Annotated in this window: 21 protein-coding genes; 11 read left to right on the top strand and 10 right to left on the bottom strand. The window is 65.0% G+C overall.

Going from position 1 to position 20,729, the window contains the following annotated elements:
- Positions 1-89 precede the first annotated feature (89 nt).
- Positions 90-1,004 (top strand): hypothetical protein, encoded by a 915-nt coding sequence (locus AC1D0O_RS13555; RefSeq protein ID WP_477654036.1) that lies wholly within the window; start codon positions 90-92, stop codon positions 1,002-1,004.
- 391 nt (positions 1,005-1,395) lie between these two features.
- Positions 1,396-2,286 carry a hypothetical protein gene (locus AC1D0O_RS13550; protein WP_477654035.1) on the top strand — a complete coding sequence of 297 codons (891 nt, stop codon included), beginning with the start codon at positions 1,396-1,398 and terminating at the stop codon, positions 2,284-2,286.
- A 159-nt stretch (positions 2,287-2,445) separates the two neighbouring features.
- Here the strand turns inward: AC1D0O_RS13550 and AC1D0O_RS13545 are convergent, their stop codons facing one another.
- The 3 genes from AC1D0O_RS13545 to AC1D0O_RS13535 form a co-directional block, all read right to left on the bottom strand.
- On the bottom strand, positions 2,446-3,480 hold the full coding sequence (locus AC1D0O_RS13545; RefSeq protein ID WP_477654034.1) for a Vgb family protein: 1,035 nt from the start codon (positions 3,478-3,480) through the stop codon (positions 2,446-2,448).
- Between the two features lie 92 nt (positions 3,481-3,572).
- Positions 3,573-3,833, bottom strand: coding sequence for a DUF3606 domain-containing protein (locus tag AC1D0O_RS13540; RefSeq protein WP_477654033.1), 261 nt, complete (start codon positions 3,831-3,833; stop codon positions 3,573-3,575).
- 20 nt (positions 3,834-3,853) lie between these two features.
- Positions 3,854-4,099 (bottom strand): DUF3606 domain-containing protein, encoded by a 246-nt coding sequence (locus AC1D0O_RS13535; RefSeq protein ID WP_477654032.1) that lies wholly within the window; start codon positions 4,097-4,099, stop codon positions 3,854-3,856.
- Between the two features lie 220 nt (positions 4,100-4,319).
- On the opposite strand from AC1D0O_RS13535, the gene AC1D0O_RS13530 reads away from it, so the two are divergent.
- A complete protein-coding gene (locus AC1D0O_RS13530) occupies positions 4,320-6,758 on the top strand; it encodes a penicillin-binding protein 1A (protein ID WP_477654031.1) in 2,439 nt (812 codons plus the stop codon).
- Positions 6,759-7,104: 346 nt separating this feature from the next.
- Here AC1D0O_RS13530 and AC1D0O_RS13525 read toward each other — a convergent pair whose 3' ends face one another.
- Positions 7,105-8,232, bottom strand: a complete 1,128-nt coding sequence (locus tag AC1D0O_RS13525) for an ROK family protein (protein WP_477654030.1) — start codon at positions 8,230-8,232, stop codon at positions 7,105-7,107.
- A 174-nt stretch (positions 8,233-8,406) separates the two neighbouring features.
- Positions 8,407-8,625, bottom strand: coding sequence for a CsbD family protein (locus tag AC1D0O_RS13520; RefSeq protein ID WP_477654029.1), 219 nt, complete (start codon positions 8,623-8,625; stop codon positions 8,407-8,409).
- A 345-nt stretch (positions 8,626-8,970) separates the two neighbouring features.
- Between AC1D0O_RS13520 and AC1D0O_RS13515 the strand changes: the two genes are divergently transcribed.
- Together AC1D0O_RS13515 and AC1D0O_RS13510 are read left to right on the top strand one after the other, a co-directional pair.
- Positions 8,971-9,423: a surface-adhesin E family protein gene (locus tag AC1D0O_RS13515; protein WP_477654028.1), complete on the top strand. Its 453-nt coding sequence runs from the start codon at positions 8,971-8,973 to the stop codon at positions 9,421-9,423.
- Between the two features lie 92 nt (positions 9,424-9,515).
- Positions 9,516-10,157, top strand: a complete 642-nt coding sequence (locus tag AC1D0O_RS13510) for an FHA domain-containing protein (protein ID WP_477654027.1) — start codon at positions 9,516-9,518, stop codon at positions 10,155-10,157.
- An 8-nt stretch (positions 10,158-10,165) separates the two neighbouring features.
- On the opposite strand, the gene AC1D0O_RS13505 is transcribed toward AC1D0O_RS13510, so the two are convergent.
- Positions 10,166-10,915 carry a DUF2726 domain-containing protein gene (locus AC1D0O_RS13505; protein WP_477654026.1) on the bottom strand — a complete coding sequence of 250 codons (750 nt, stop codon included), beginning with the start codon at positions 10,913-10,915 and terminating at the stop codon, positions 10,166-10,168.
- 200 nt (positions 10,916-11,115) lie between these two features.
- Here AC1D0O_RS13505 and AC1D0O_RS13500 point away from each other — a divergent pair, with 200 nt between their 5' ends.
- From AC1D0O_RS13500 to AC1D0O_RS13490, 3 genes are all read left to right on the top strand, one after another.
- Complete coding sequence (locus AC1D0O_RS13500) at positions 11,116-11,469, top strand: translation initiation factor Sui1 (RefSeq protein ID WP_477654025.1); 354 nt, start codon at positions 11,116-11,118, stop codon at positions 11,467-11,469.
- Between the two features lie 11 nt (positions 11,470-11,480).
- Complete coding sequence (locus tag AC1D0O_RS13495; protein WP_436154996.1) at positions 11,481-11,693, top strand: DUF3820 family protein; 213 nt, start codon at positions 11,481-11,483, stop codon at positions 11,691-11,693.
- Positions 11,694-11,815: 122 nt separating this feature from the next.
- A complete protein-coding gene (locus AC1D0O_RS13490; RefSeq protein WP_477654024.1) occupies positions 11,816-12,229 on the top strand; it encodes a hypothetical protein in 414 nt (137 codons plus the stop codon).
- Positions 12,230-12,352: 123 nt separating this feature from the next.
- On the opposite strand, the gene AC1D0O_RS13485 is transcribed toward AC1D0O_RS13490, so the two are convergent.
- Positions 12,353-14,488, bottom strand: a complete 2,136-nt coding sequence (locus tag AC1D0O_RS13485) for an oxidoreductase (protein WP_477654023.1) — start codon at positions 14,486-14,488, stop codon at positions 12,353-12,355.
- Between the two features lie 321 nt (positions 14,489-14,809).
- Here AC1D0O_RS13485 and AC1D0O_RS13480 point away from each other — a divergent pair, with 321 nt between their 5' ends.
- Both AC1D0O_RS13480 and xth read left to right on the top strand, forming a co-directional pair.
- Positions 14,810-15,067, top strand: a complete 258-nt coding sequence (locus tag AC1D0O_RS13480; protein ID WP_477654022.1) for a hypothetical protein — start codon at positions 14,810-14,812, stop codon at positions 15,065-15,067.
- A 21-nt stretch (positions 15,068-15,088) separates the two neighbouring features.
- Positions 15,089-15,931, top strand: coding sequence for an exodeoxyribonuclease III (xth, locus tag AC1D0O_RS13475; RefSeq protein ID WP_477654021.1), 843 nt, complete (start codon positions 15,089-15,091; stop codon positions 15,929-15,931).
- On the opposite strand, the gene AC1D0O_RS13470 is transcribed toward xth, so the two are convergent.
- Positions 15,928-16,980: a quinone-dependent dihydroorotate dehydrogenase gene (locus AC1D0O_RS13470; RefSeq protein ID WP_477654020.1), complete on the bottom strand. Its 1,053-nt coding sequence runs from the start codon at positions 16,978-16,980 to the stop codon at positions 15,928-15,930. The genes xth and AC1D0O_RS13470 overlap by 4 nt on opposite strands.
- 87 nt (positions 16,981-17,067) lie before the next feature.
- Here AC1D0O_RS13470 and rpiA point away from each other — a divergent pair, with 87 nt between their 5' ends.
- Entirely contained in the window at positions 17,068-17,739 is a 672-nt protein-coding gene (rpiA, locus tag AC1D0O_RS13465) for a ribose-5-phosphate isomerase RpiA (RefSeq protein ID WP_477654019.1), read from the top strand.
- Positions 17,740-17,814: 75 nt separating this feature from the next.
- On the opposite strand, the gene AC1D0O_RS13460 is transcribed toward rpiA, so the two are convergent.
- Both AC1D0O_RS13460 and AC1D0O_RS13455 read right to left on the bottom strand, forming a co-directional pair.
- Positions 17,815-18,474 carry a glutaredoxin family protein gene (locus tag AC1D0O_RS13460; protein ID WP_477654018.1) on the bottom strand — a complete coding sequence of 220 codons (660 nt, stop codon included), beginning with the start codon at positions 18,472-18,474 and terminating at the stop codon, positions 17,815-17,817.
- Between the two features lie 102 nt (positions 18,475-18,576).
- Entirely contained in the window at positions 18,577-20,637 is a 2,061-nt protein-coding gene (locus AC1D0O_RS13455) for a M3 family metallopeptidase (RefSeq protein WP_477654017.1), read from the bottom strand.
- Between the last annotated feature and the right edge of the window lie 92 nt (positions 20,638-20,729).

Below are 20,729 nucleotides of genomic sequence, written 5' to 3'. Positions count from 1 at the left end.
AGCCCGCTCTAAAATGCCTGGGCCCTGCCACGAGGCAAGCCTTGCAGTAGTTCATTGCCTGCAAAACTTCAACCAGGAAAGCATCTTAGATGAGCGTACTCGGCAAACTCTTTGGCAAAAAGAAACTACCGCATTCATCGCCACAGGCGAGAAGCCCCAGGCGTATCAGCGGGCATCAAATCGTCTACGACGACAGCACGCGCGGGGAAAGGGATCCGGGATTTTCTCCGCTGGAGAACGCCAATAGCGAAGAGCCCGATTGGTATGAGTATTGGCCGATCCGTACTTACCTGCACAGCACGCCGCTGGATGAATCCACCTGGTACGGCTTTGTCTCGCCCCGCTTTTATGAAAAAACCGGGCTGTCGGCCGCCGAGGTCTACCGCTTTATCAATCAGTCGCCGGAAGATGCCGACGTGTATGCGTTTTCTCCCTTCCCTTGCCACGGCACTTCATTTTTGAATGTCTTCGAGCACATGGACTTTTTTTTCCAGGGTTTTGCGGAACATGCGGAAAACTTTTTCGCCCAATTTGATCCCGCCCTTGATACGCGCACATTGGTGAATCATTCGGACAGCGCCATCTTCAGCAATTTTTTCTTCGCCAAATCCAAATTCTGGAGCGAATGGCTGCGGATTTGCGATCAGCTTTATGAAGATACCCGGGACGGTCGGCATGTCCTGAATTCGAAGTGCAGCTATGCGAAAGCGGACGGCTCCCAAAAAATCCTTCCAGCCAAGGTCTTCGCCATGGAGTGTGTCGCCTCCTACCTGCTGGCGAGTTCGAGCCGGTTTTCCTGCATCAGTTATCCGCTGGGGCTTATGCCGCTGTCGCGTGCGCATGAAAACTTGCGATCTGAGGGCGTGCGATTGGATGAACTGAAACGCCAATGGCTTGCCACGGGACAGCCGAAATTCCTGGAGCAATACCGGATCGAACAAAAGCATGTCATCGCCGCAGCCTGGCCGGGCCAGGAATTGTTAAACCTCAGTCCGTCCTCGTAAGCGCGCGTGGCGCCGCGCCGACTGCGGGCTGAAGTTCACAGGGCGGATGATTGCCCGGCCAGTTTGGCGGGCAAGCTGTTTTGATTTTTATTTTCAGCAATGCCATGTAGGCCAACGCCACCCAGATAGCGCCCGAGGCGCGCGGCACCGCCGTCTCGTTGTTCGCGTCTTTCCTGTTCCTGGGCCAATCCCTGGGCGTGGTGCTGGCCGCGGCCTTGATTGACCGCATAGGGACCAGCGCCGCGGTGGCGCTGGGGGGCGGGGTGATGGCGGTGGAGGGGGCTTATTTTGCTTGGCTGTTGAGGCGGTGTTCGCGGGCCGCACCCTAAAATGCCTGAGACACTGGCCAAGGCCAATCCCAGCCGCGAAATTTCCACAAAAAGGGGTCCATGTGAGCGTACTAGGCAAACTCTTCAGCAAAAAGACAGCACTGGACCAGGCGCCGCCGGCGCAAAGCCTCCGGCGTATCAGCGCGCATCAAATCGTCTATGACGACGCCACACGCGCAAGCAGAGACCCAGGATTCGAACCACTGGAAAACGCCAACAGCAAACAGCCCGGCTGGTTTGAGTATTGGCCTATCCGCACGTACCTGCACACCACACCGCTGGATGAATCCACCCTGTACGGGTTTGTCTCGCCCGGATTCTTCGAGAAGACTAGGCTGTCGGCGGCCGAGGTGCATCGGTTCATCCGGTCATCCGAAGATGTCGACGTGTACTCGTTTTCTCCGTACCCCTGTAACCGCGCGACATTCCTGAATATCTTCGAGCACATGGAGTTCTATTTCGGTGGCATTCGGGGTCATGCGGCAGATTTTTTTGCCCAGTTCGACCCGCCCGTTGATTTGGTCCGGATGGTGAACCATTCGGGAAATCTCATCTTCTGTAACTACTTCTTCGCGAAGCCAAAATTCTGGCGCGAATGGCTTCGAATCTGCGACCAGCTTCATGAGGACACCAAGGATGGTCAGCATTACCTGAATTCGGAATGCACCTACGGCAGGGGGGACGGGCTTGTCAAAATTGTTGAGGCCAAAGTTTTTGTCATGGAGTGCGTCGCATCCTATTTGCTGGGAAGTTCAAGCCGGTTTTCCAGTACCAGTTATCCCCCCCGTCTCTTGCCGGTGGGGCGTGGATTCCCCCCGCTGCGCTTTGAAATTGGTTTGCTGGACGAGCTGAAATGCCAATACCTGCAAACCGGCGATCCGAAGTTTCTGGAGCAATACCGGCTTGAGCAGCGGCGTGTCATCGCCACGGTCTGGCCGGGCCATGAATTCTGAAATCTGCCGCCCCCCAGTTTCTCCTCTGCTTTCAAAACAAGCAGGGTCGCGATTGCGCTGGTCAGATTTGAAGGGAATGACTGCGGTAAGTGGGTTGGATTTCGACGGAACTCAACAACGAGTTGTCCTCGAATCTTCTCCCGTCGAAGCCTCAGCCCCTCACGCCGTCCGGATCACTGTCACAGACTCCGTCCCGCTCTCCGGCAACCAGACTTCCCCAGGCCGGCCCAGAATCTGCCGCACCGCGGCATTGGCGCGGGGCAGGGGGGTGGCTTCAAACTTCTCGCTGCCCGGGTCAAAGCGCAGCATCGCGTTGTTGCTCCACTCCGAAGCCCAGACCATGTCTTTGTGGTCAACGTAGACCGCGTACACATGCGGGTCGGCGCCTGGGGCTTTGTACGTCTTCCAGCTGTTGGCGCCTGTGCCGAGTGCCGGGTCGTGCATCGACAGGTTGCGGCTGCTCCATTCCGAGACCCAGATGCGGCCCTTGCTGTCTGACCAGACCCTGCGTGCGCCCTGGCGCGGTGTCGGTGGTTCGACGATGCGGGACTCGCCGGTCTTGTGGTCCAGGTGAGCGATGAAGGAGCCGGCCAATGAACACCACCAGATCTCGCCCTTGGGTGTGGCGCAGATGCCGTAGGGGCCGCGGCCGCGGGGGGAGTCTTTGACCGTCACGGTGCCGCTGCGCACATCGACCTTGCCGACGTAACCACTCTGGCCGGTGAACCATAAATTTCCGTCGCCGTCGAAGGCGCAGGTGTTGAGGTTTGCATAGGGCGTGCCGGCGGGCAGGGGGAAGACTTTCACCTGGCGTGAGGGCCAGGCCACGCGGGCAATCGCGTTTTGCCCGCCGTCGGTGAGCCAGGCCGCGCCGTCGGGGCCGGCGATCACGCCGTGAGGGGATGAGCCACCGCCCAAAGCAATGAGTTCAGTTTTGCCGCTGCGTGGGTCGAACCAGCCGAGGTGGCCGCTGCGCTGGGCGGAGAACCAGACGCCGCCGTCAGGTGCGGGTGCAATGTCATGGATGCCGGTGGCGGCGCGGGTGTTGAGCGGCCAGGATTGCAGGCGCGCTGCGGCAGCGGTGGATGTTGGTGTTTGTGCGCGCGCCAGGCCGGGAAGCAGCAGGGCGGCGGTGGCGGGCAGGGCCGCGAGGGCGGTGCGGCGGGTGGGGTGGTGGTCTTGCTGCACAAGCATGGGAATGCCTCCTGCGCATAGCTTTCTTGTGCATGCGCCGCACCCGGCGAGGGGTCACCGCCCAGGCATTGTGGCGTTTATGGCCAGTGCCATCAACGGGGCTTTTCCCCGTTCATCCCGCTCTCCCCGCCCACTTTCTTGACGCGGTCGGCGTTGGTGGTGCTGCGGCTGCCTTTGAGGTGCATCTCGACGTCGGCCGCCCTGTCGCCGACGGCTTCAATCGCTTCGCGCAACTGCTCGGGGCTGACGTTGAATTTTTTGGCCCAGACCTGGGCGGCGAAGGGGTCTTTGAGTTCGATGAGCTCGGGCTCTGTGCCGGGCATAGGGCGGGGTGCTGCAAAGCGGGGTGCCATGGCGCTCTCCTGGGCTGGGCTCAGCGAGGCCTGTCTGACGCCGTGCCCGATGCCGAGGGCCTTGCGCGGCCTGGCGCGCTGTCAGCGCGGCTGCTGCCCCTGAGGTAGCGTTCGACATTGCTGGCGGTGTCGCCGACGGCGGCGATGGCGCGGCGTAGCTGTTCGGGGCTGACGCCCAGGCGCTCGGTCCAGGTGCCGGTGTCGGAGCGGTCGTTGAGGTTGATGCGGTCCGGCTGGACATGGGGGTAATAGGGGATGAAGCTCATGCGGTCGTCTCCTGTCTTCTTTTATCAAATCCAGCTTAGGGCGGCGCCGGCGCGGCTGTTGTAGGCGTTTGCCGTGTTTTGGGATGGGCGGCGGCCTGGGCCGGGGCGGCGAATTTGGGCTTCCGGTGGGCGGTTTTGGCTGCGCCGCCGTCCTACAAAAGGGGTTTACAGCGCCGAATTAGACTTGCGGGTAATGAAGAACCCCTTCCAGACCCCATTCATGAGCTCTTTAGCCACCCGCTTCCGCGCATTCGCGGCCACCATTCCCGGCCGGCTGGCCGCCTTGCGCCACCCCACCTGGCGCGGTGTGGGCCTGGGGCTGGCGGCGATTCCGGTCACCTTGCTGCTGTACATCGTGATCCTGATCCCTTTCACGCCCAGCATCAGCGACCTGCTCAAGGCCAAGACGGCCAAGCCCTCGGTGCTGATGTCGGTGGACGGCAAGGAGCTGGCGAGCTTCCAGCGCGCCAACCGCGACTGGGTCAAGCTGGACGCGATTTCACCGAACGTGGTGGCGGCGCTGATCGCGACGGAGGACCACCGCTTTTACGACCACCACGGCATGGACTTCCGGCGCACGGTGTCTTCGGTGCTGCTGACGCTCACCGGCCGCAAGCAGGGCGGCTCGACGCTCACGCAGCAGCTGGCGCGCAATATGTACCCCGAAGAGATTGGCCGTTCGGCCACGCTGACGCGCAAGCTCAAGGAGGCGATCACGGCCTTCAAGATCGAGGCGGTCTACAGCAAGGACGAGATCCTCGAGAGCTACCTCAACACCGTGCCATTCCTGTACAACGCCTACGGCATCGAGATGGCGGCGCGCACCTATTTCGACAAGTCGGCGAGCGAGCTGGACGTGCTGCAAAGCGCCACGCTGGTGGGCATGCTCAAGGGCGCGAGTTATTACAACCCGGTATCCAGCCCGGAGCGCGCGCTGCAGCGCCGCAACACCGTGCTGATGCAGATGGTCAAGCACCACAAGCTGCCGGAGGACAAGGTCGCGGCGCTCAAGAAGAAGCCGCTGAAGATCGACTTCGAGCGGCTGGACCCGGAGTTCGGCGAGATGCCGCACCTGGCGCAGCAGCTGCGGCGCTGGCTGATCGAGTGGGCGGATCGTAACGACTACAACATCTATGCCGACGGCCTGGTGGTGCACACCACCATCGACTCTCGCCTGCAGGCCATGGCCAACAAGGCGCTGGTGGCACAGGGCGACCGGCTGCAGAAAATCGTCGCGGGCGACTGGCGCTTCAATTCAGGCTGGAAGGCCAAAAGCGGCGCGCAGCGCGAGCTGGCCCTGGCCTTTGTGCGTGACACGCAAGAGTACAAGGCCGCGCGCGCGGCGGGGCAGACGGACGAACTGGCGATCAAGGTTTTGCTGGCGAATGCCGACTTCATGCAGGCGCTGAAGGACGACAAGACGCGGCTGCAGGCCGGCTTCATGGCGATGGACCCGAGCAACGGCCAGGTGCGGGCCTGGGTCGGGAGCCGGGATTTTGCGGACGACCAGTTCGACCACGTGCAGCAGGCGCGCCGCCAGCCGGGCTCGACCTTCAAGCCCTTTGTGTACGGCGCGGCCTTTGAGGACGGCGCCCGGCAGACCGACGGGTTTATCGACGGCGTGGTGGAAATCCCGCTGGGCAACGGCGCCTTCTGGCGGCCCACCGACGGCGGCGGGCCCAGCGGCGAGTTCATGAGCCTGCGCCAGGGTTTGATGTTCTCCAAGAACACCATCACCGCGCAGGTGATGCAGGTGGTGGGCCCGGCCCACGTGGCCAAGCTGGCGAAGGCCATGGGCGTGCGGCAAAGCAAGCTCGAAGAAGTGCCGTCGCTGGCGCTGGGCACCAGCCCGGTGACGCTGAAGGAAATGGTCTCGGCCTACGGCACGCTGGCCAATGACGGCCGCTACATCGAGCCCATCATCGTCATGCGCGTGGAAGACCGCAACGGCAAGGTGCTGGAAGAGTTCCAGCCCAAGCTGCCGGAGACGGTGATGGCGGCCACGGTGGCGCAGACGCTGCTGGACGTGATGCGCGGCGTGATCGACCAGGGCACGGGCGCGGCGATACGCAGCCGCTACGGCCTGCGCGCCGATTTCGCCGGCAAGACCGGCACGACGCAGGGCAACACCGACGGCTGGTTCGTGATGATGCACCCGCAGCTGGTGGCCGGCGCCTGGGTGGGCTTTAACGACAACCGCGTGACCATGGGCGACAGCTGGGGGCAGGGGGCGCGCAGCGCGCTGCCCATCGTGGGCGAGTTTTTCCAGCAGGCGATCAAGGCCAAGGTGGTGGATGCGGAGATGCGCTTTCCCGCACCGCAGGGCGGCGGCGTGACGGACGTGGAGCAGCAGCGCATCGAAGCCCTGCTCAACGGCGCCGAGCCGCCGCAGGAAGGCCAGCCGGGCGTACTGCCGGCGGGTGTGGGCATGGCGGGTGCGGCCCCAACCGCGGAAGGCGGTGCGCCGCGCTGGCAGCCGGCGCCGGTGATCAAGTACGTGACGATTCAGGTGCCGGCTGAAAGCACGCCGCCGGCCGTGCAGGGAGGGGATTCGGGTGGCACGCCGGGTGTGGTGCTGCAGCCGCCTACGCCTGTGCCTGTGGAGAAGCTGCAGGTGTTTCCGGGTGTGGTGGTGGGCGCGCCCATCGCGCCACGTTAAGCCATTCTTTTCCCCACTCCCAGACTCTGCGGCTGCTTCTTGCGCCCTCTCCCCCTGGGAGAGGGCGGGGGTGAGGGCCAGGGGCCTAAGCATGAAGCGGGGGCTATTGATCCGCCGCCGGCCCTCACCCCAACCCWCTCCCAGGGGGAGAGGGGGTAATACCGGCCTCGGGCTCCTTCTTTCTCCCTCTCCCTCTGGGAGAGGGCAGGGGTGAGGGCTCGCGGCCTGTGCATAAAGCCGTAGGCTATTGATCCGCCGCTGGCCCTCACCCCAACCCTCTCCCAGGGGGAAAGGGGGTAATACCGACCGCGGCCTATGCACACAGCGGCAGACTGTTTAGCCAGCCTCAGCGCTTTCTGGTTACGCGCCGCTTCCCACTCACAGCCGGTGCTCCCACATTCACAAAACTCGCATTCCCCAGCCCCGTGCCCACGGTCAGCACGGCCCAGCGTTTGACGCCCTGCATAAACGGCAGCTCCGACAAACCCTGCACCACCGCGTCGTTGTGCAGCCGCACCTGCATGTCGTGGCCGCCGAGTTTCGGCAGGCTTTCGCAGAGGTGCTGCGCGAGGTTGAAGCGTGGGCTTTCCCAGTTGCCGGGGAGGTTTTGCGCGCCGGAGGAGATGGAGCCGTCTTCGGCGATCATGCCGGGGCAGGCCACGCCGACAAAGGGCGCGAGCTTCAGGCCCTTGCTCTCGGCCTGCTTGATGAGTTTTTTGAGCATGGCGGCGATGCCCTGCACCAGGTCCTCGCGGCGGGTCGCGTCGGCATCGCCGGCGTGGCCCCATTTGCGCAGGCCGCTGACCCTGACGTCGGTGAGGTCGGGCGTCTTGTTTGCGCGGGGCCGCACGATGCCGCAACGCACGTTGGTGCCGCCGATGTCGACAGCCAGGAAGCCGTCGTAACCTGACAGCACCTCGGGCGGCGCCAGGTGGACCCAGCCCATGAGGCCGCCCTCGTCGGGGTGGTGGCGCAAGGTCATCAGGTGCACACGGCTGCCGCGCTGGTAGAGCAGCTCGGCCGTGCGGTCTATGGCGAGCTCGCCGACCAGGCTTTGCCGGAAACCGCCGCCGACCACGATGCGCCGCACGCCCTGCCATGAAGCATGGGTGAGGAAGCGCCGCACCACGCGGGCCAGTTGCCAGGCGTAGTCTTCCGAGGCGGCGGAGATGATGGCCGCGGCCTTGCCGTTGCGCCTGAGCAGCTCGTCGAGCCGTTTCTTGCCGATCCCCGCCGTGGGTTTGCGGCCCAGCGGGTCCAGCCCGCTGATGCGGCGGTAAAGCTTGCGCCAGGCGTCAAGCATCTCGCTATAGGCGGTGCGGCTGACGCTGTCGCCAAGAAAGCCTTCGCCGTCGTGCAACTGCAGGCTGTAGCCCTGGATGGTGACGGCGGGCCGGCGCAGGCCGCCATGCGTGAGTTCGTCGGGCAGGGATGCCGTGGACCTTGCGGTTTTGCGGATGGGTTTGCGGGCCATGGCTTCATGATGGGCGCCGGCCTGAAGGCGTGCCAGCGGCGAAGGCGCTACGGCCCCGTCAGCCAACGCCTTGCGGCGCGCACGGCAAATCGGCCGGTGGAAACCGGCCGATCTGGGATTGCGCGAAGGCGCGTAAGTCGCGAAAGTTGAAGGTCCCTGGAGGACCTGTCTTCATCAAGGCTTCAGAGGATCGCGCTCCAGGTCTTTTTTCACTTCCTTGTTCAGGTCCTTGATGTTTTCCTTCACGTCGCCAGCGGCTTTCTGGGCCTTGCCTTCGAATTCACGGGCATGGCCCTTGGCCTGCTGCTCGGTGCTGCCGACCATCTTGCCGGTGTGCTCCTGCACTTCACCGGCGACTTCCTTGATCTTGCCTTTGACCTGGTCCTTGTTCATGGGAATACCTTTCAGGGGTTGGAGGGATATGGACTTTCCATGGGACTTTCCATGCCTTCACTGGTGATGAAAGGGTCATGAAAAATTCCATGGCTTCACCTTAGGCCCCACCCAAATCGGTGYGCGCAGGGAGGGGGCGCGCATGGATGTGGGTTGCCGCCTACAACTTGCCGCCGCAGCTTCAATTTGGTGTGTAGGAAGATGTCTTTTGATGTGACAAGCCGTGCCGCCGAGGGGTAGACTGGTCTGAATGCGACATTGTGCAAGTGCTGCAAGCGGCGGAAACAACCGTGCGCTGTTCATCGCTATTGCGCTCGGAGTGAACAACATCGAAGACTTGTCATCATGAAACAGAACCTTTTTTTCTGGGGCTTGCTGGGAGGCGCCTCCCTGCTGCACGCGCAGTCCGCGTGGTTTACGGTGCTGGGCGACCCGCAGGACCCCCTGGTCAACACCATCGAGGTGGATCCCATCCCGGTGTCGGTGCAGGGCGAGGTGCGCACGATGAAGATACGCGTGAGCCGCTCCAAGCCGCGCACCAGCTGGGACGGCGTGCCCTACCGCTCCTACACCTCGACCGTGCAGTTCGACTGCGCGCAAAAAAACGCGCGCTACCTCTCGCTGGATTTTTACCAGCAGCCGCTGTGGCAGGGCGAGTCGCACAAGACCTCGACCTATCCAGAGGGCGTGGTCAGGTACATGGCGTTTCGCGACGTGACACCCAACCCGACGCAGCGGCTGGTCCGTGCAGCCTGCCGGAACACGGATACACCCAAGGCGGATACGCCCAGGACATAGCGGCCCTTGTGCCTTCGCGGGGGCGGCGCTACGATGAAGAGACCCGCCGCGTTGGGAGTGGCGGCAACCCTCAAGAAGAAAGGCTTCTCCTCATGCCGCAACTCATCGCATCGGTCGAAGGCGTCGAAATCAAGCATGTCTACCTGAAGAGCGACCGCACGACGCTGGGCCGCAGGCCGTACAACGACATCGTGTTCGACAACCTGGTGGTCAGCGGCGAGCACTGCGTGTTTGAGCTCAAGGGCATCGCCGACGTCTACCTGCGCGACCTGGGCAGCACCAACGGCACCTACCTGAACGGGCATATGGTCAAGGCGCGCGAGCTGCTGCACGACAACGACATCATCAACATCGGCAACTTCAGGATCCAGTACCTGGCGACCTCCGAGCATGAGGCGCAGGCCGAAAGCCAGGAAACCACCGCGATGTCGCTCGATGCGATAGGGCTGCCGGGCACCACAGGCGCGCTGCAGGCCAGCCTCAAGGTGCTGTCGGGCTCATCGGCGGGCCTGGAAATGGCGGTGGTCAAGGCGGTCACCACCTTCGGCCAGCCGGGCGTGGCGGTGGTGTCGATCTCGCACCGGCGCGACGGCTACTACGTGGCCCACATGGACGGCGAGACGCCGTCGACGCTCAATGGCAAGCCTATAAGTGCCAAGGCGACGCCGCTGGCGCACAACGACGTGCTGAACCTGGCGGGGACCGAGATGGAGTTCCTGCTTAAAGGGGCTTAGCCGAAGCCCTAAACAATCGAACTGCTGGGATTGGTGCTCGAGTAGCGGATGCGGTCGCGCCGCGGCTCTTCACCGGCCAGGCGCAGGGCGAAGGCGCGGGCCAGTGACTGCAGCTTGAGGGTGGACTTCAGGTGCAGCGGCGTCATGCCGGTTTTGGTGAGGTCCGAGGCATTGCTGGACACGCGCGAGAGCTGGGGCTGCTCGAGCCTGGCGGGGGCGGCGCGGCGGGCGCGTTCGGCGGTCGCCAGCTTGCCGGCTTCACTGATGGCGGCGCCCAGGAATTTCTCGCGCAGCAGCGCGGCGCTGGGCCGGCGCTGGCTTTCGATGATCCAGTAGGGGATGCCGGCGCGGGCCAGCAACTCGCGCTTGAAGGAATGGTTGCGGCCGGTCACCTCGCCGCGGCCCAGCACGTCGATGCAGCCCAGCACCGTGCCTTTCTGGTCGGCCAGCGCGCAGGAAAAATTCACGGTGCCCAGCAGCGCCTGCCAGTGGGCGTCGCCGCCGCGCTGGTTGGGTTCGATAAAACCGGTGAAGGGGATTTTGGGCAGGATGCGGTGCTCGGGAAAGACTTCTTCGAGCCAGCGCCAGACCTGGAGTTCGTCGCGGCTGGTCAGGGGTTTGGCGCGCAGGGCATGGTTGCGCGCGACCTTTTTGCGGTTGGCCACCACATGGGACAGCCAGCGTTCATAACCGAGGGCGCCTAGGGCCACACTGCCGACAAAGATGAAAAATCCGATCAGAAAACTGCTGCCTGTCATTGTTCGCGTCCCGAGTCGCCCGAAGTTGTTATCGTCCTGAGAGGGGGCGTAGCTGCTGATCCCTGCCCGTGTTTATAAGGTACATTCTGCGGTTTTCGTGAACTAGTTCACAAATTTTTGCGAACGGTCGTTCTAAAACTACAGCGATGCCGGCCGGCCGGATACGTCCTTGGTTCTCATTTCCTGGTTCTCCCTTCCCAATGAAACAAACTCCCACAGGCGGCCTGGTCTATTCCACCGAGGCCGGAAGAATGTGCCCCGGCTGCCGCCGGCCGTTGGCGGCCTGCGCCTGCAAGCAGGCGGTGGCCGCGGCGGGCGGCCCGGTGCGCGTAAGCCGCGAAAGCAAGGGCCGGGGCGGCAAGACCGTGACGGTGGTCAAGGGCCTGCCGCTGGACGCCATGGCGCTGGCGCTGTTGGGCAAGCAGCTGCGCGCCGCCTGCGGCTCGGGCGGCACGGCCAAGGACGGCGTGATCGAAGTGCAAGGCGACCATTGCGAGCGCGTGATGGCGGAACTGCAGAAACAGGGCTACGCGCCCAAACGGGCCGGCGGCTAGGCTCCATATATATGAACCCCGACGACCTGCTCCTGCTGGTGACCCGCGAAATGCCTTTCGGCAAACACAAGGGCACGCTGATCGCCGACCTGCCGGGCAATTACCTGAACTGGTTTGCCCGCGAGGGTTTCCCCAAAGGTGAAATCGGCCGCCTGCTGGCGCTGATGCAGGAAATCGACCACAACGGGCTCAAGCCCTTGCTGGACCCGCTGCGCCGTAAATAAAACCACCGTTCTCCTGCATTTGCAGTATTGCCGCGGCGGGTGTTCCTGCGCAGAATCCTTGCACCCGCGTTGGCCGGCATAGGGCTGCACACCGGGCGTACTGTTCGCACGAGGTGATCCGCATGGCTTACGAACTGCCCCTGGAGACCAGGGCCAGGAAAATGATGGCGAAGTTCCGCACCCAGGAATGGCTGGGCTTCGCCGCGGGTTTCCTGATTTTTGCCGCCGCCGACCTGCTGCGCGCCTGGCTGGCGCCGCAGCTTCCGGCATGGATGGTGCGCGGCTGGTTTTTCCCCATCATCGCGCTGGCCTCGGTGGCCGCGATCTATCTGTCGGTGTCCATGCACAAGGCGCTCAAGAAGCACAGCGCGGTCGACCCGCAGCGGCGCCGCGAGATGTGCCTGCTGTTCCTGCTGGGCTCGCAGGACCAGCAGGGCCTGAGGCTCATGAATCGCTTTGCCATGGCGGCGAATATGCATGCGCTGAGTTTTGGGATGGCGCTGGGGTTACTGCTGTTTAGCCTCGCGCGCGTCTAGAGCCACTCAAAAACCCTCCTGGCGTTGTTGCGCCGCCTTGCCGTACTGGTGTACTGTCTGCGGCGACGCGCCTAGCCAGGACCGCTTCGCTGGGTTTTGTGAGCAGCTCTCTTACTTCCTCCCTTAAAGGGTCGCAGCCAGACGCGTCCCCTGATCGATCGCCCGCTTGGCGTCAAGTTCACCCGCCTCGTGCGCGCCACCTATCAAATGCGTCTTCACGCCGGCCGCGCGCAGCGGCTCCAACAGTTCGCGCAGCGGCTCCTGGCCGGCGCACAGCACGATGTTGTCGACGGCGAGCACGGTGCCGTCCAGGCGCTTTTCGCCGAAGGTGATGAACAGGCCCAGGTCCGGGCCCTGCTCGCCTATACGCTCGTAGTTGACGCCCGAGAGCATCTCGACGTTCTTCATTTTCAGCGCGGTGCGGTGTATCCAGCCGGTGGTCTTGCCCAGGCCGGCGCCCAGCTTCCCGGGCTTGCGCTGCAGCAGCGTGACCTGGCGCGCGGGCGGTGTGGCCTGCGGGCGCACCACGCCGCCGCGCACCTCGCCCGGGTCGGCCACGCCCCATTCGGCCAGCCAGGCGGGGAGGTCGAGCGCGGTGGAATGGCCGGTGGGCGTGACCAGGAATTCGGCGACGTCAAAGCCTATGCCGCCCGCACCTATGAGGGCCACGCGCTCGCCCACGGGCTGGCGGCCCAGCAGCACGTCGATGTAGCTGAGCACCTTGGGATGGTCCTGTCCGGGAATGCGAGGGTTGCGCGGCGTGACGCCGGTGGCGAGTATGACCTCGTCGAACTTGCCCGCGATGAGGTCTTGCGCGCTGACGCGGGTGTTCAGGTGCAGGCGCACGCCGGTGCCGCTGATGCGCTGGCCGAAGTAGCGCAGGGTTTCCTCAAACTCTTCCTTGCCGGGCACGCGCTTGGCCAGGTTGAACTGGCCGCCTATCTTGTCAGCCGCATCGTAAAGGTCGACGCTGTGGCCGCGCAGTGCCAGCGTGGTGGCGGCGGCCAGGCCGGCGGGGCCGGCGCCTATGACGGCGACGCGTTTTTTGGCGCGGGCGATGTTGATGACGAGTTCGGTCTCATGCACGGCGCGGGGGTTGACGAGGCAGCTGGCCAGCTTGGCCTGGAAGGCGTGGTCCAGACAGGCCTGGTTGCAGGCGATGCAGGTGTTGATCTCATCGCGCCGGCCCTGGGCCGCCTTGTTGACGAAGTCCGGGTCGGCCAGGAAGGGGCGGGCCATGCTGACCATGTCGGCGCAGCCGTCGGCCAGCACCTGCTCGGCGACTTCGGGCATGTTCAGGCGGTTGCTGGTGACGACGGGAATCGTGAGGCCGGCGGCGCGCAGATCGGCGCGCAGCTTTTTGGTGACCCAGGTGAAGGCGCCGCGCGGCACCGAGGTGGCAATCGTCGGCACGCGGGCCTCGTGCCAGCCTATGCCGCTGTTGATCAGGGTGGCGCCGGCGGCCTCGACGGCCTTGGCCAGCAGCACGACTTCCTCCCAGCTGCTGCCGCCGGGGATCAGGTCGATCATCGAGAGGCGGTAGATGATGATGAAGTCGGGGCCCACGGCCTCGCGCGTGCGGCGCACGATCTCGACGGCCAGGCGCATGCGGTTGGCGTAGCTGCCGCCCCAGTCGTCGCTGCGCTGGTTGGTGTGGGTGACCAGGAACTGGTTGATGAAATAGCCTTCGCTGCCCATGATCTCGACGCCGTCGTAGCCGGCGTCGCGCGCCAGCATGGCGCAGCGTATGAAGGCGCGGATCTGCCGCTCTATGCCGCCCACGCTGAGTTCGCGCGGCGTGAAGGGCGAGATCGGGCTCTGGATGCGCGAGGGCGCGACGCACAGCGGGTGGTAGCCGTAGCGGCCGGTGTGCAGGATCTGCAGCGCGATCTTGCCGCCTTCGGCATGCACGGCATCCGTGACCTGCTTGTGGCGGCGGGCGGCACCGGAGCTGGCCAGCATGCCGGCAAAGGGTTTGGTCCAGCCCGCGATGTTGGGCGCGAAACCGCCGGTGACCATCAGGCCGACGCCGCCGCGCGCGCGTTCGGCGAAGTAGGCGGCCATGGCGGGAAAGTGCTTGCGCCCGTCTTCCAGGCCGGTGTGCATGCTGCCCATGAGCACGCGGTTCTTGAGGGTGGTGAAGCCCAGGTCCAGCGGGGCCAGCAGGTGGGGATAGGGGGAAGGACCGGAGGGGCCCGACGCAGGGTTGGAAGATGGGGTCGCGGCCAAAAGCGGGTCTCCTGTCAAAACTGCCTGCATGGTAGTCGCAACAGGGGGCCGTAAAAAGCCCGGCCGGTGCTCTAGGGGACAGTCTCTATAGAGCGCGCCCCCACGGTCGCTCACTTCGTGTAGCTCCCTGCCCCCCGAGGGGGCCGCCCGCCTGTGGCCCGGCAAAGCCGGTTCCACGGCTCATGCTGGGTTGAAGAGTGCCAGCGGGCAGCCGCGGGACTGGCTTTGCCAGACCGCAGGCGCCGCCCCCTTGAGGGGGGAACGAGCTACACGCAGTGAGCTTGGACGGGGGTGGGTTTAAAGGGGTGTTGTCCGACACGCGTGGCCAGGCGGGGCTGCTACCTTGGAAACATGGTCAAAAACACCACCAGCCTCACACGCGCCAAAACCGGCGAAGGCGCGCCCGTGCCGCATCCGCGCCACAGCGAACCCGACGATGCCGCCGACGGCAACGACGCCAGCACCCTGATCGAAAAACCGATGAAGCCCGCGGACCCCGGCGTGGCCGGCAAGCTTAGGCAGCACAGCTTTCCCGACGGCGGCGGCAGCGGCGGCGCAGAGGCCTTCCGGCGCACGCCGGGCCGGGGAAAACCTTCACCTGGGGTTTGACCAGCGTTTGACCGGCGCCTGATGAAGATCGCGACCTTCAACGTCAACGGCATCAAGACGCGGCTGCCGCAATTGCTCGCATGGCTGGAGAAGGACGCGCCCGACGTGGCCTGCCTGCAGGAACTCAAGGCGCTGGACGGCGTGTTTCCGCAGCAGGCCTTGCGCGAGTTGGGTTATGAAGCCTTGTGGAAAGGCCAGCGATCCTGGAACGGCGTGGCGATTCTGGCCAAAGGCCAGGCGCCGCTGGAGATACGCCGCGAGCTGCCCGGCGACCCGGCCGACGACCAGAGCCGCTACTTGGAAGCGGCGGTGGACGGCATTGTGGTGGCCTGTCTCTACCTGCCCAACGGCAACCCGCAGCCCGGCCCGAAGTTTGATTACAAGCTGGCCTGGTTCAGCCGCCTGCAGGCGCACGCCAAGGCGCTGTATGCCTCGGAGCATCCGGTGGTGCTGGCCGGCGACTTCAATGTGGTGCCGACCGACTTCGACATCTACAACCCCAAGTCATGGCGCAAGGATGCGCTGCTGCAGCCCGAAAGCCGCGCGGCCTATGAAAAGCTGCTGGCCCAAGGCTGGGTGGACAGCCTGCGCGCGCTGCACCCGGACGAGCGCATCTACACCTTCTGGGATTACTTCCGCCAGCACTGGCAGCGCGATGCGGGCCTGCGCATAGACCACGTCCTGCTGAACGCCGCGCTCGCGCCGCGCCTGAAAGCCGCGGGCGTGGACCGCTGGGTGCGCGGGCAGGAGCACGCTAGCGACCATGCGCCGGTGTGGGTAGAGCTGGGGGCCAAGGCGCGAGTGCCGCGCAAGGCCGTCGCCAAAAAAGCCGCGCCGAAAAAGCGCGCGGCGGCCAAGGCTTAACGGCTCTTTTTGATGGCCTGCGCGGCCTGCGTGACCAGGTCCGGGCCTTTGTAGATCAGCCCGGTGTAGATCTGCACCACGTCGGCGCCGGCTTTGATCTTGGAAACGGCGTCGGCGCCGCTCAAAATGCCGCCCACGCCGATGATGGGGAAGCCCTTGCCGAGCGCCGCGCGCAGCTGGGTGATGACGCGGTTGCTGGCTTCGAGCACGGGCGCGCCGCTCAGGCCGCCGGCTTCTTCGGCATGGCGCATGCCTTTGACGGCCTCGCGGCTGAGCGTGGTGTTGGTGGCGACCACGCCGTCCATGGCGTGGCGCTGCAGCGTGGCGGCGATGACGGCCACCTGGGCTTCGTCGAGGTCGGGCGCGATCTTCACGAAGATGGGCACGCGCTTGCCATGCTGCGCGGCCAGGGCTTCGCGGCGCTCGGCGATGCGGCCCAGCAGGGCGTCGAGCGCCTCGTCGCTTTGCAGCGCGCGCAGGTTTTTGGTGTTGGGGCTGGAGATGTTGACGGTCACGTAGTCGGCATGCGGGTAGACGCCGTCCAGGCAGATCAGGTAGTCGTCGACCGCGTTTTCAATCGGGGTGGCGGCGTTCTTGCCGATGTTCAGGCCCAGCAGCAGGCCGCCCTGCGCGCCGGGCTTGCGCACGCTGGAGCGCCGCACATTGGCCAGGAAGGCGTCCAGGCCTTCGTTGTTGAAGCCCAGGCGGTTGATCAGCGCGTTGGCCTCGGGCAGGCGGAACATGCGCGGCTTGGGATTGCCGGGCTGGCCCTTGGGGGTGACGGTGCCGACCTCGACAAAGCCGAAACCCATGGCGGCCAGGCCGTCGATGCAGCGCGCGTTTTTGTCCAGCCCGGCGGCCAGGCCGACGCGGTTCGGGAACTTGAGGCCGGCCAGCTCTATCGGGTCGCTGACGCGGCTGGACAGGTAGGCCAGGGCCAGCGGCGTGCCCTGGGTGCGCGCCAGCGAGGCCATGGTCAGCTCGTGGGCAGTTTCGGCGTCCAGGCCAAATAAAAAGGGACGGGCCAGGGCGTAGGGGAGCAGGGACATTGGATAATTCGGTGGAGGTGGCTTGTACTGGCCCCGATTGTCGCAAAACCCATTTCACCTTCCGATTTCACCCCCTCCCACACTCCCATGACCCAAGACGAACTCAAAACCCTGGTCGGCCAGGCGGCCCTGCACTACGTCGAAGAAGGCAGCATTGTCGGCGTCGGCACCGGCTCCACCGTCAACAAATTCATAGACGCGCTGGCCACCATGAAGGACCGCATCAAGGGCGCGGTGTCCAGCTCGGTGGCTTCCACCGAACGCCTGCAGGCGCTGGGCATCAAGGTCTTCGACGCGACGGAGGTCGACGAACTGGGCGTCTACATCGACGGGGCCGACGAAATCGACAACGCGGGCCATATGGTCAAGGGCGGCGGCGCGGCGCTCACGCGCGAAAAAATCGTGGCCGCGCAGTCCCGCAAGTTCGTCTGCATTGCCGACGAATCCAAGCTGGTGCCGGTGCTGGGCAACTTCCCGCTGCCGGTGGAAGTGATCCCGATGGCCACCCAGCGCATCGCGCGCCAGTTTGCGGCGCTGGGCGGCACGGCCGTGCTGCGCCTGAAGGACGGCAAGCCGCTGGTGACCGACAACGGCCAGCACATCCTGGACGTGACCGGCCTGAAGATCACCGACCCGCTGGCCTTTGAGACCCAGGTCAGCCAATGGCCGGGCGTGGTGACGGTGGGGGTGTTTGCCTTCCAGAAAGCCCACGTGTGCCTGCTGGGCGCACCGGGCGGCGTCAAGACGCTGGTGTTCTAAGTTAGGGCTCTGTTCAGAAAGCAAAACGCCGGGTGGGAACCCGGCGTTTGCATTTGAGCGTTTAAAACAGCTTGCTTAGAACTTGATGCCGGCGGGGTTGCTGGCCTCGGGCGGTGGCGGAGCTAACGGTGCGGGCGCCGCGGCGGCGCGGGCTGGGCCGTTGCCCGTGGCCGATGGCGCGGTGACGGCCACCAGGGGCGTGGCAGCCGGTGGGCGGTAACTGGACGGCAGCACCGAGGCGGCGGGGTAGCCGGCGGCGTTCAGGAACTGGGTCCATTCGACGTCGGAAAAGCCCTTGAGCTGCTGGCTGCCGATGGTGGCGAAGGGCAGGGAGGTGTCGCCGCTGAGCCGCTGCAAGGCCTTGAAGTCCTCGTTGGTGATGACGGTGCGCTCGGAAAACGGGATGCCGCGATTGGTCAGCATGGACTTGGCGGTGCCGCAGGGGCCGCAGTCGTTGCCGGAATACAGGGTGACCGGGTATTTGTTGGCGATTTGCCGCAATTCGAAAGGCAGGCCGGTGGGCGCCGCGCCGCCGGGGCCGCCGGTATTGGCAGCGCTGACCTTGGCATTGGTGGCCGCGGGCGGCGGCTGGTCGGAGAAGGTCACCTTGCCGTCGGCCCCGACGATGCGGTAGACCGGCTGGGCTTGGGCCAGGGGTGAAAAAAGACCGCCCGCGAGCACTGCCAGGGCCAGCAGGGCATGGGGCGCGAGGGATTTCACGGCATTTGTCTTCATGGTGTTCCAGTCGGTCTCAGGTACGGGGTGGGGGAAACAGGGATAGGACAAGCTTAACGCAGGCCCTGCAAGTCTCACAACGTTTTAGGCGTTTCGAGGGTGTCAGGCCATACCCTGATGACGCAGCAAAGCATCAATCGAGGGTTCGCGGCCGCGGAAAGCCTTGAAAGACTCCATGGCGGGGCGGCTTCCGCCGGCTTCCAGGATGGCTTTGCGGTATTTCCGGCCGGTTTCCACCGTGACTGTGGTCTTGCCGCCATCGTCGCCGGCCGGCGAGGGTGCGGCTGTAGCCGTTTCCTCGAAGGCGGCGTAGGCGTCGGCCGACAGCACCTCGGCCCATTTGTAGCTGTAGTAGCCGGCGGCGTAGCCACCCGAGAAAATATGGCTGAAGGTGTGCGCGGTGCGGCTGTAGGGCGGCGAGGGGATCACGGCGACTTCGCGGCGCACCTCGTTCAAGAGGCCCATCAGGTCGTCGGCCGGCTTGTGCGAGGTGTGCAGCAGCATGTCGAACAGCGAGAACTCCACCTGGCGCAGTGTCTGCATGCCGCTCTGGAAGTTCTTGGCGGCCAGCATCTTGTCGAACAGCGCGCGCGGCAGCGGCGCGCCGGTGTCGACGTGGGCCGTCATGTGCTTGAGCACGTCCCATTCCCAACAGAAGTTCTCCATGAACTGGCTGGGCAGCTCGACCGCGTCCCACTCGACGCCGCTGATGCCGGAGACGTCGCGCTCGTTGACCTGCGTGAGCATGTGGTGCAGGCCGTGGCCGAATTCGTGGAACAGCGTGGTCACGTCGTCGTGCGTGAGCAGCGCCGGCTTGCCGCCGACGCCGTCGGCGAAGTTGCAGACCAGGTGGGCCACCGGGGTTTGCAGCTTGCCGGTGTCGGGGCGCAACCAGCGGGCGCGCACGTCGTCCATCCAGGCGCCGCCGCGCTTGCCGGTGCGGGCCGGCTGGTCGAGGTAGAACTGGCCGACGAGTTCGCCGCCGCGTTCAATGCGGTAGAACTCCACGCCGGGCTTCCACACCGGGGCCGAATCCTTGCGGATGGCGACTTCAAACAGGGTTTCGACGATCTTGAAAAGGCCGGCCAGCACCTTGGGCGCGGTGAAGTACTGTTTGACTTCCTGCTCGCTGAAGGCGTAGCGCGCTTCCTTGAGCTTTTCGCCGACGTAGGCGTAGTCCCAGGGCTGGAGTTCGGCCAGGTTCAGCTGGCTGGCGGCGAAGGCGCGAAGGTCGGCGACGTCTTTTTCGGCATAGGGGCGGGCGCGGCGGGCGAGATCGCGCAAAAAGGTGATGACTTCGTCGGGCGACTGGGCCATCTTGGCCACCACCGACACCTCGCCGAAATTGCGGTAGCCCAGCAGCTGCGCTTCCTCGAGGCGCAGCGCGAGGATCTCCTGCATGATCGCGCCGTTGTCGAATTTGCTGAACTCGGGCGCGGCCTGGTCGCTGGCGCGGGTGGTGTAAGCCTTGTACAGGGTTTCGCGCAGCTTGCCGCTGACGGCGAACTGCATGACGGGCAGGTAGCTGGGCATCTTGAGGCTCAGGCGGTAGCCGGCCTTGCCTTCGGCCTCGGCCTGGGCGCGCGCGGTCTGCAGCACGTCGGCCGGGATGCCGGCGATTTCAGCCTCGGTCGCGTAATAAGCGAAGGCGTCGGTCGCGTCCAGCGCGTTCTCGCTGAATTTCTGGCTCAGCTCGGCCTGGCGTTCCTGGATTTTCGCGAAGCGCTCGCGGTCGGCACCTTTCAGCTCGGCGCCGGAGAGCACAAAGTTGCGGATGGCGTTTTTGTGGGCCTGGCGCTGCTCGGTGTTCAGGGTGGCCACATCGATGGCTTTGTATTTGGCGTACAGGCGCTCGTCGGCGCCCAGGCGGGTCCAGAACTCGGTCACGCGCGGCAGGGCGGCGTTGTAGGCGGCACGCAGCTCGGGCGTGTCGGCCACGCTGTTGAGGTGGCTCACGGCGCCCCAGGCGCGGCCCAGGTTCTCGGTGGCGACGTCCAGCACGCGGGCGATGCCGGCCCAGGTGGCCGGGAAGTCCGCGGCGGTGACGGTTTCGAGCGCCGCGTCGGCCTTGGCCATGAGCTCGTCGACGGCGGGGCCCACATGTTCGGGCTGGATACGGTCGAACAGCGGGAGGTCGGAGAAATCGAGGAGGGGATTGGTCATGGCGGATAGCTGTGGGCGGAAGTCTCGAATCTAAAGGCTTGAGGCCGCGCGGTGAAGAAGAATGCGCCTATCGGGGCGATTGCCCCGGGGCG

The sequence above is a fragment of the Polaromonas sp. P1_F2 genome, from assembly GCF_056405735.1.
This window is presented reverse-complemented; position numbering and strand designations above follow the sequence as displayed.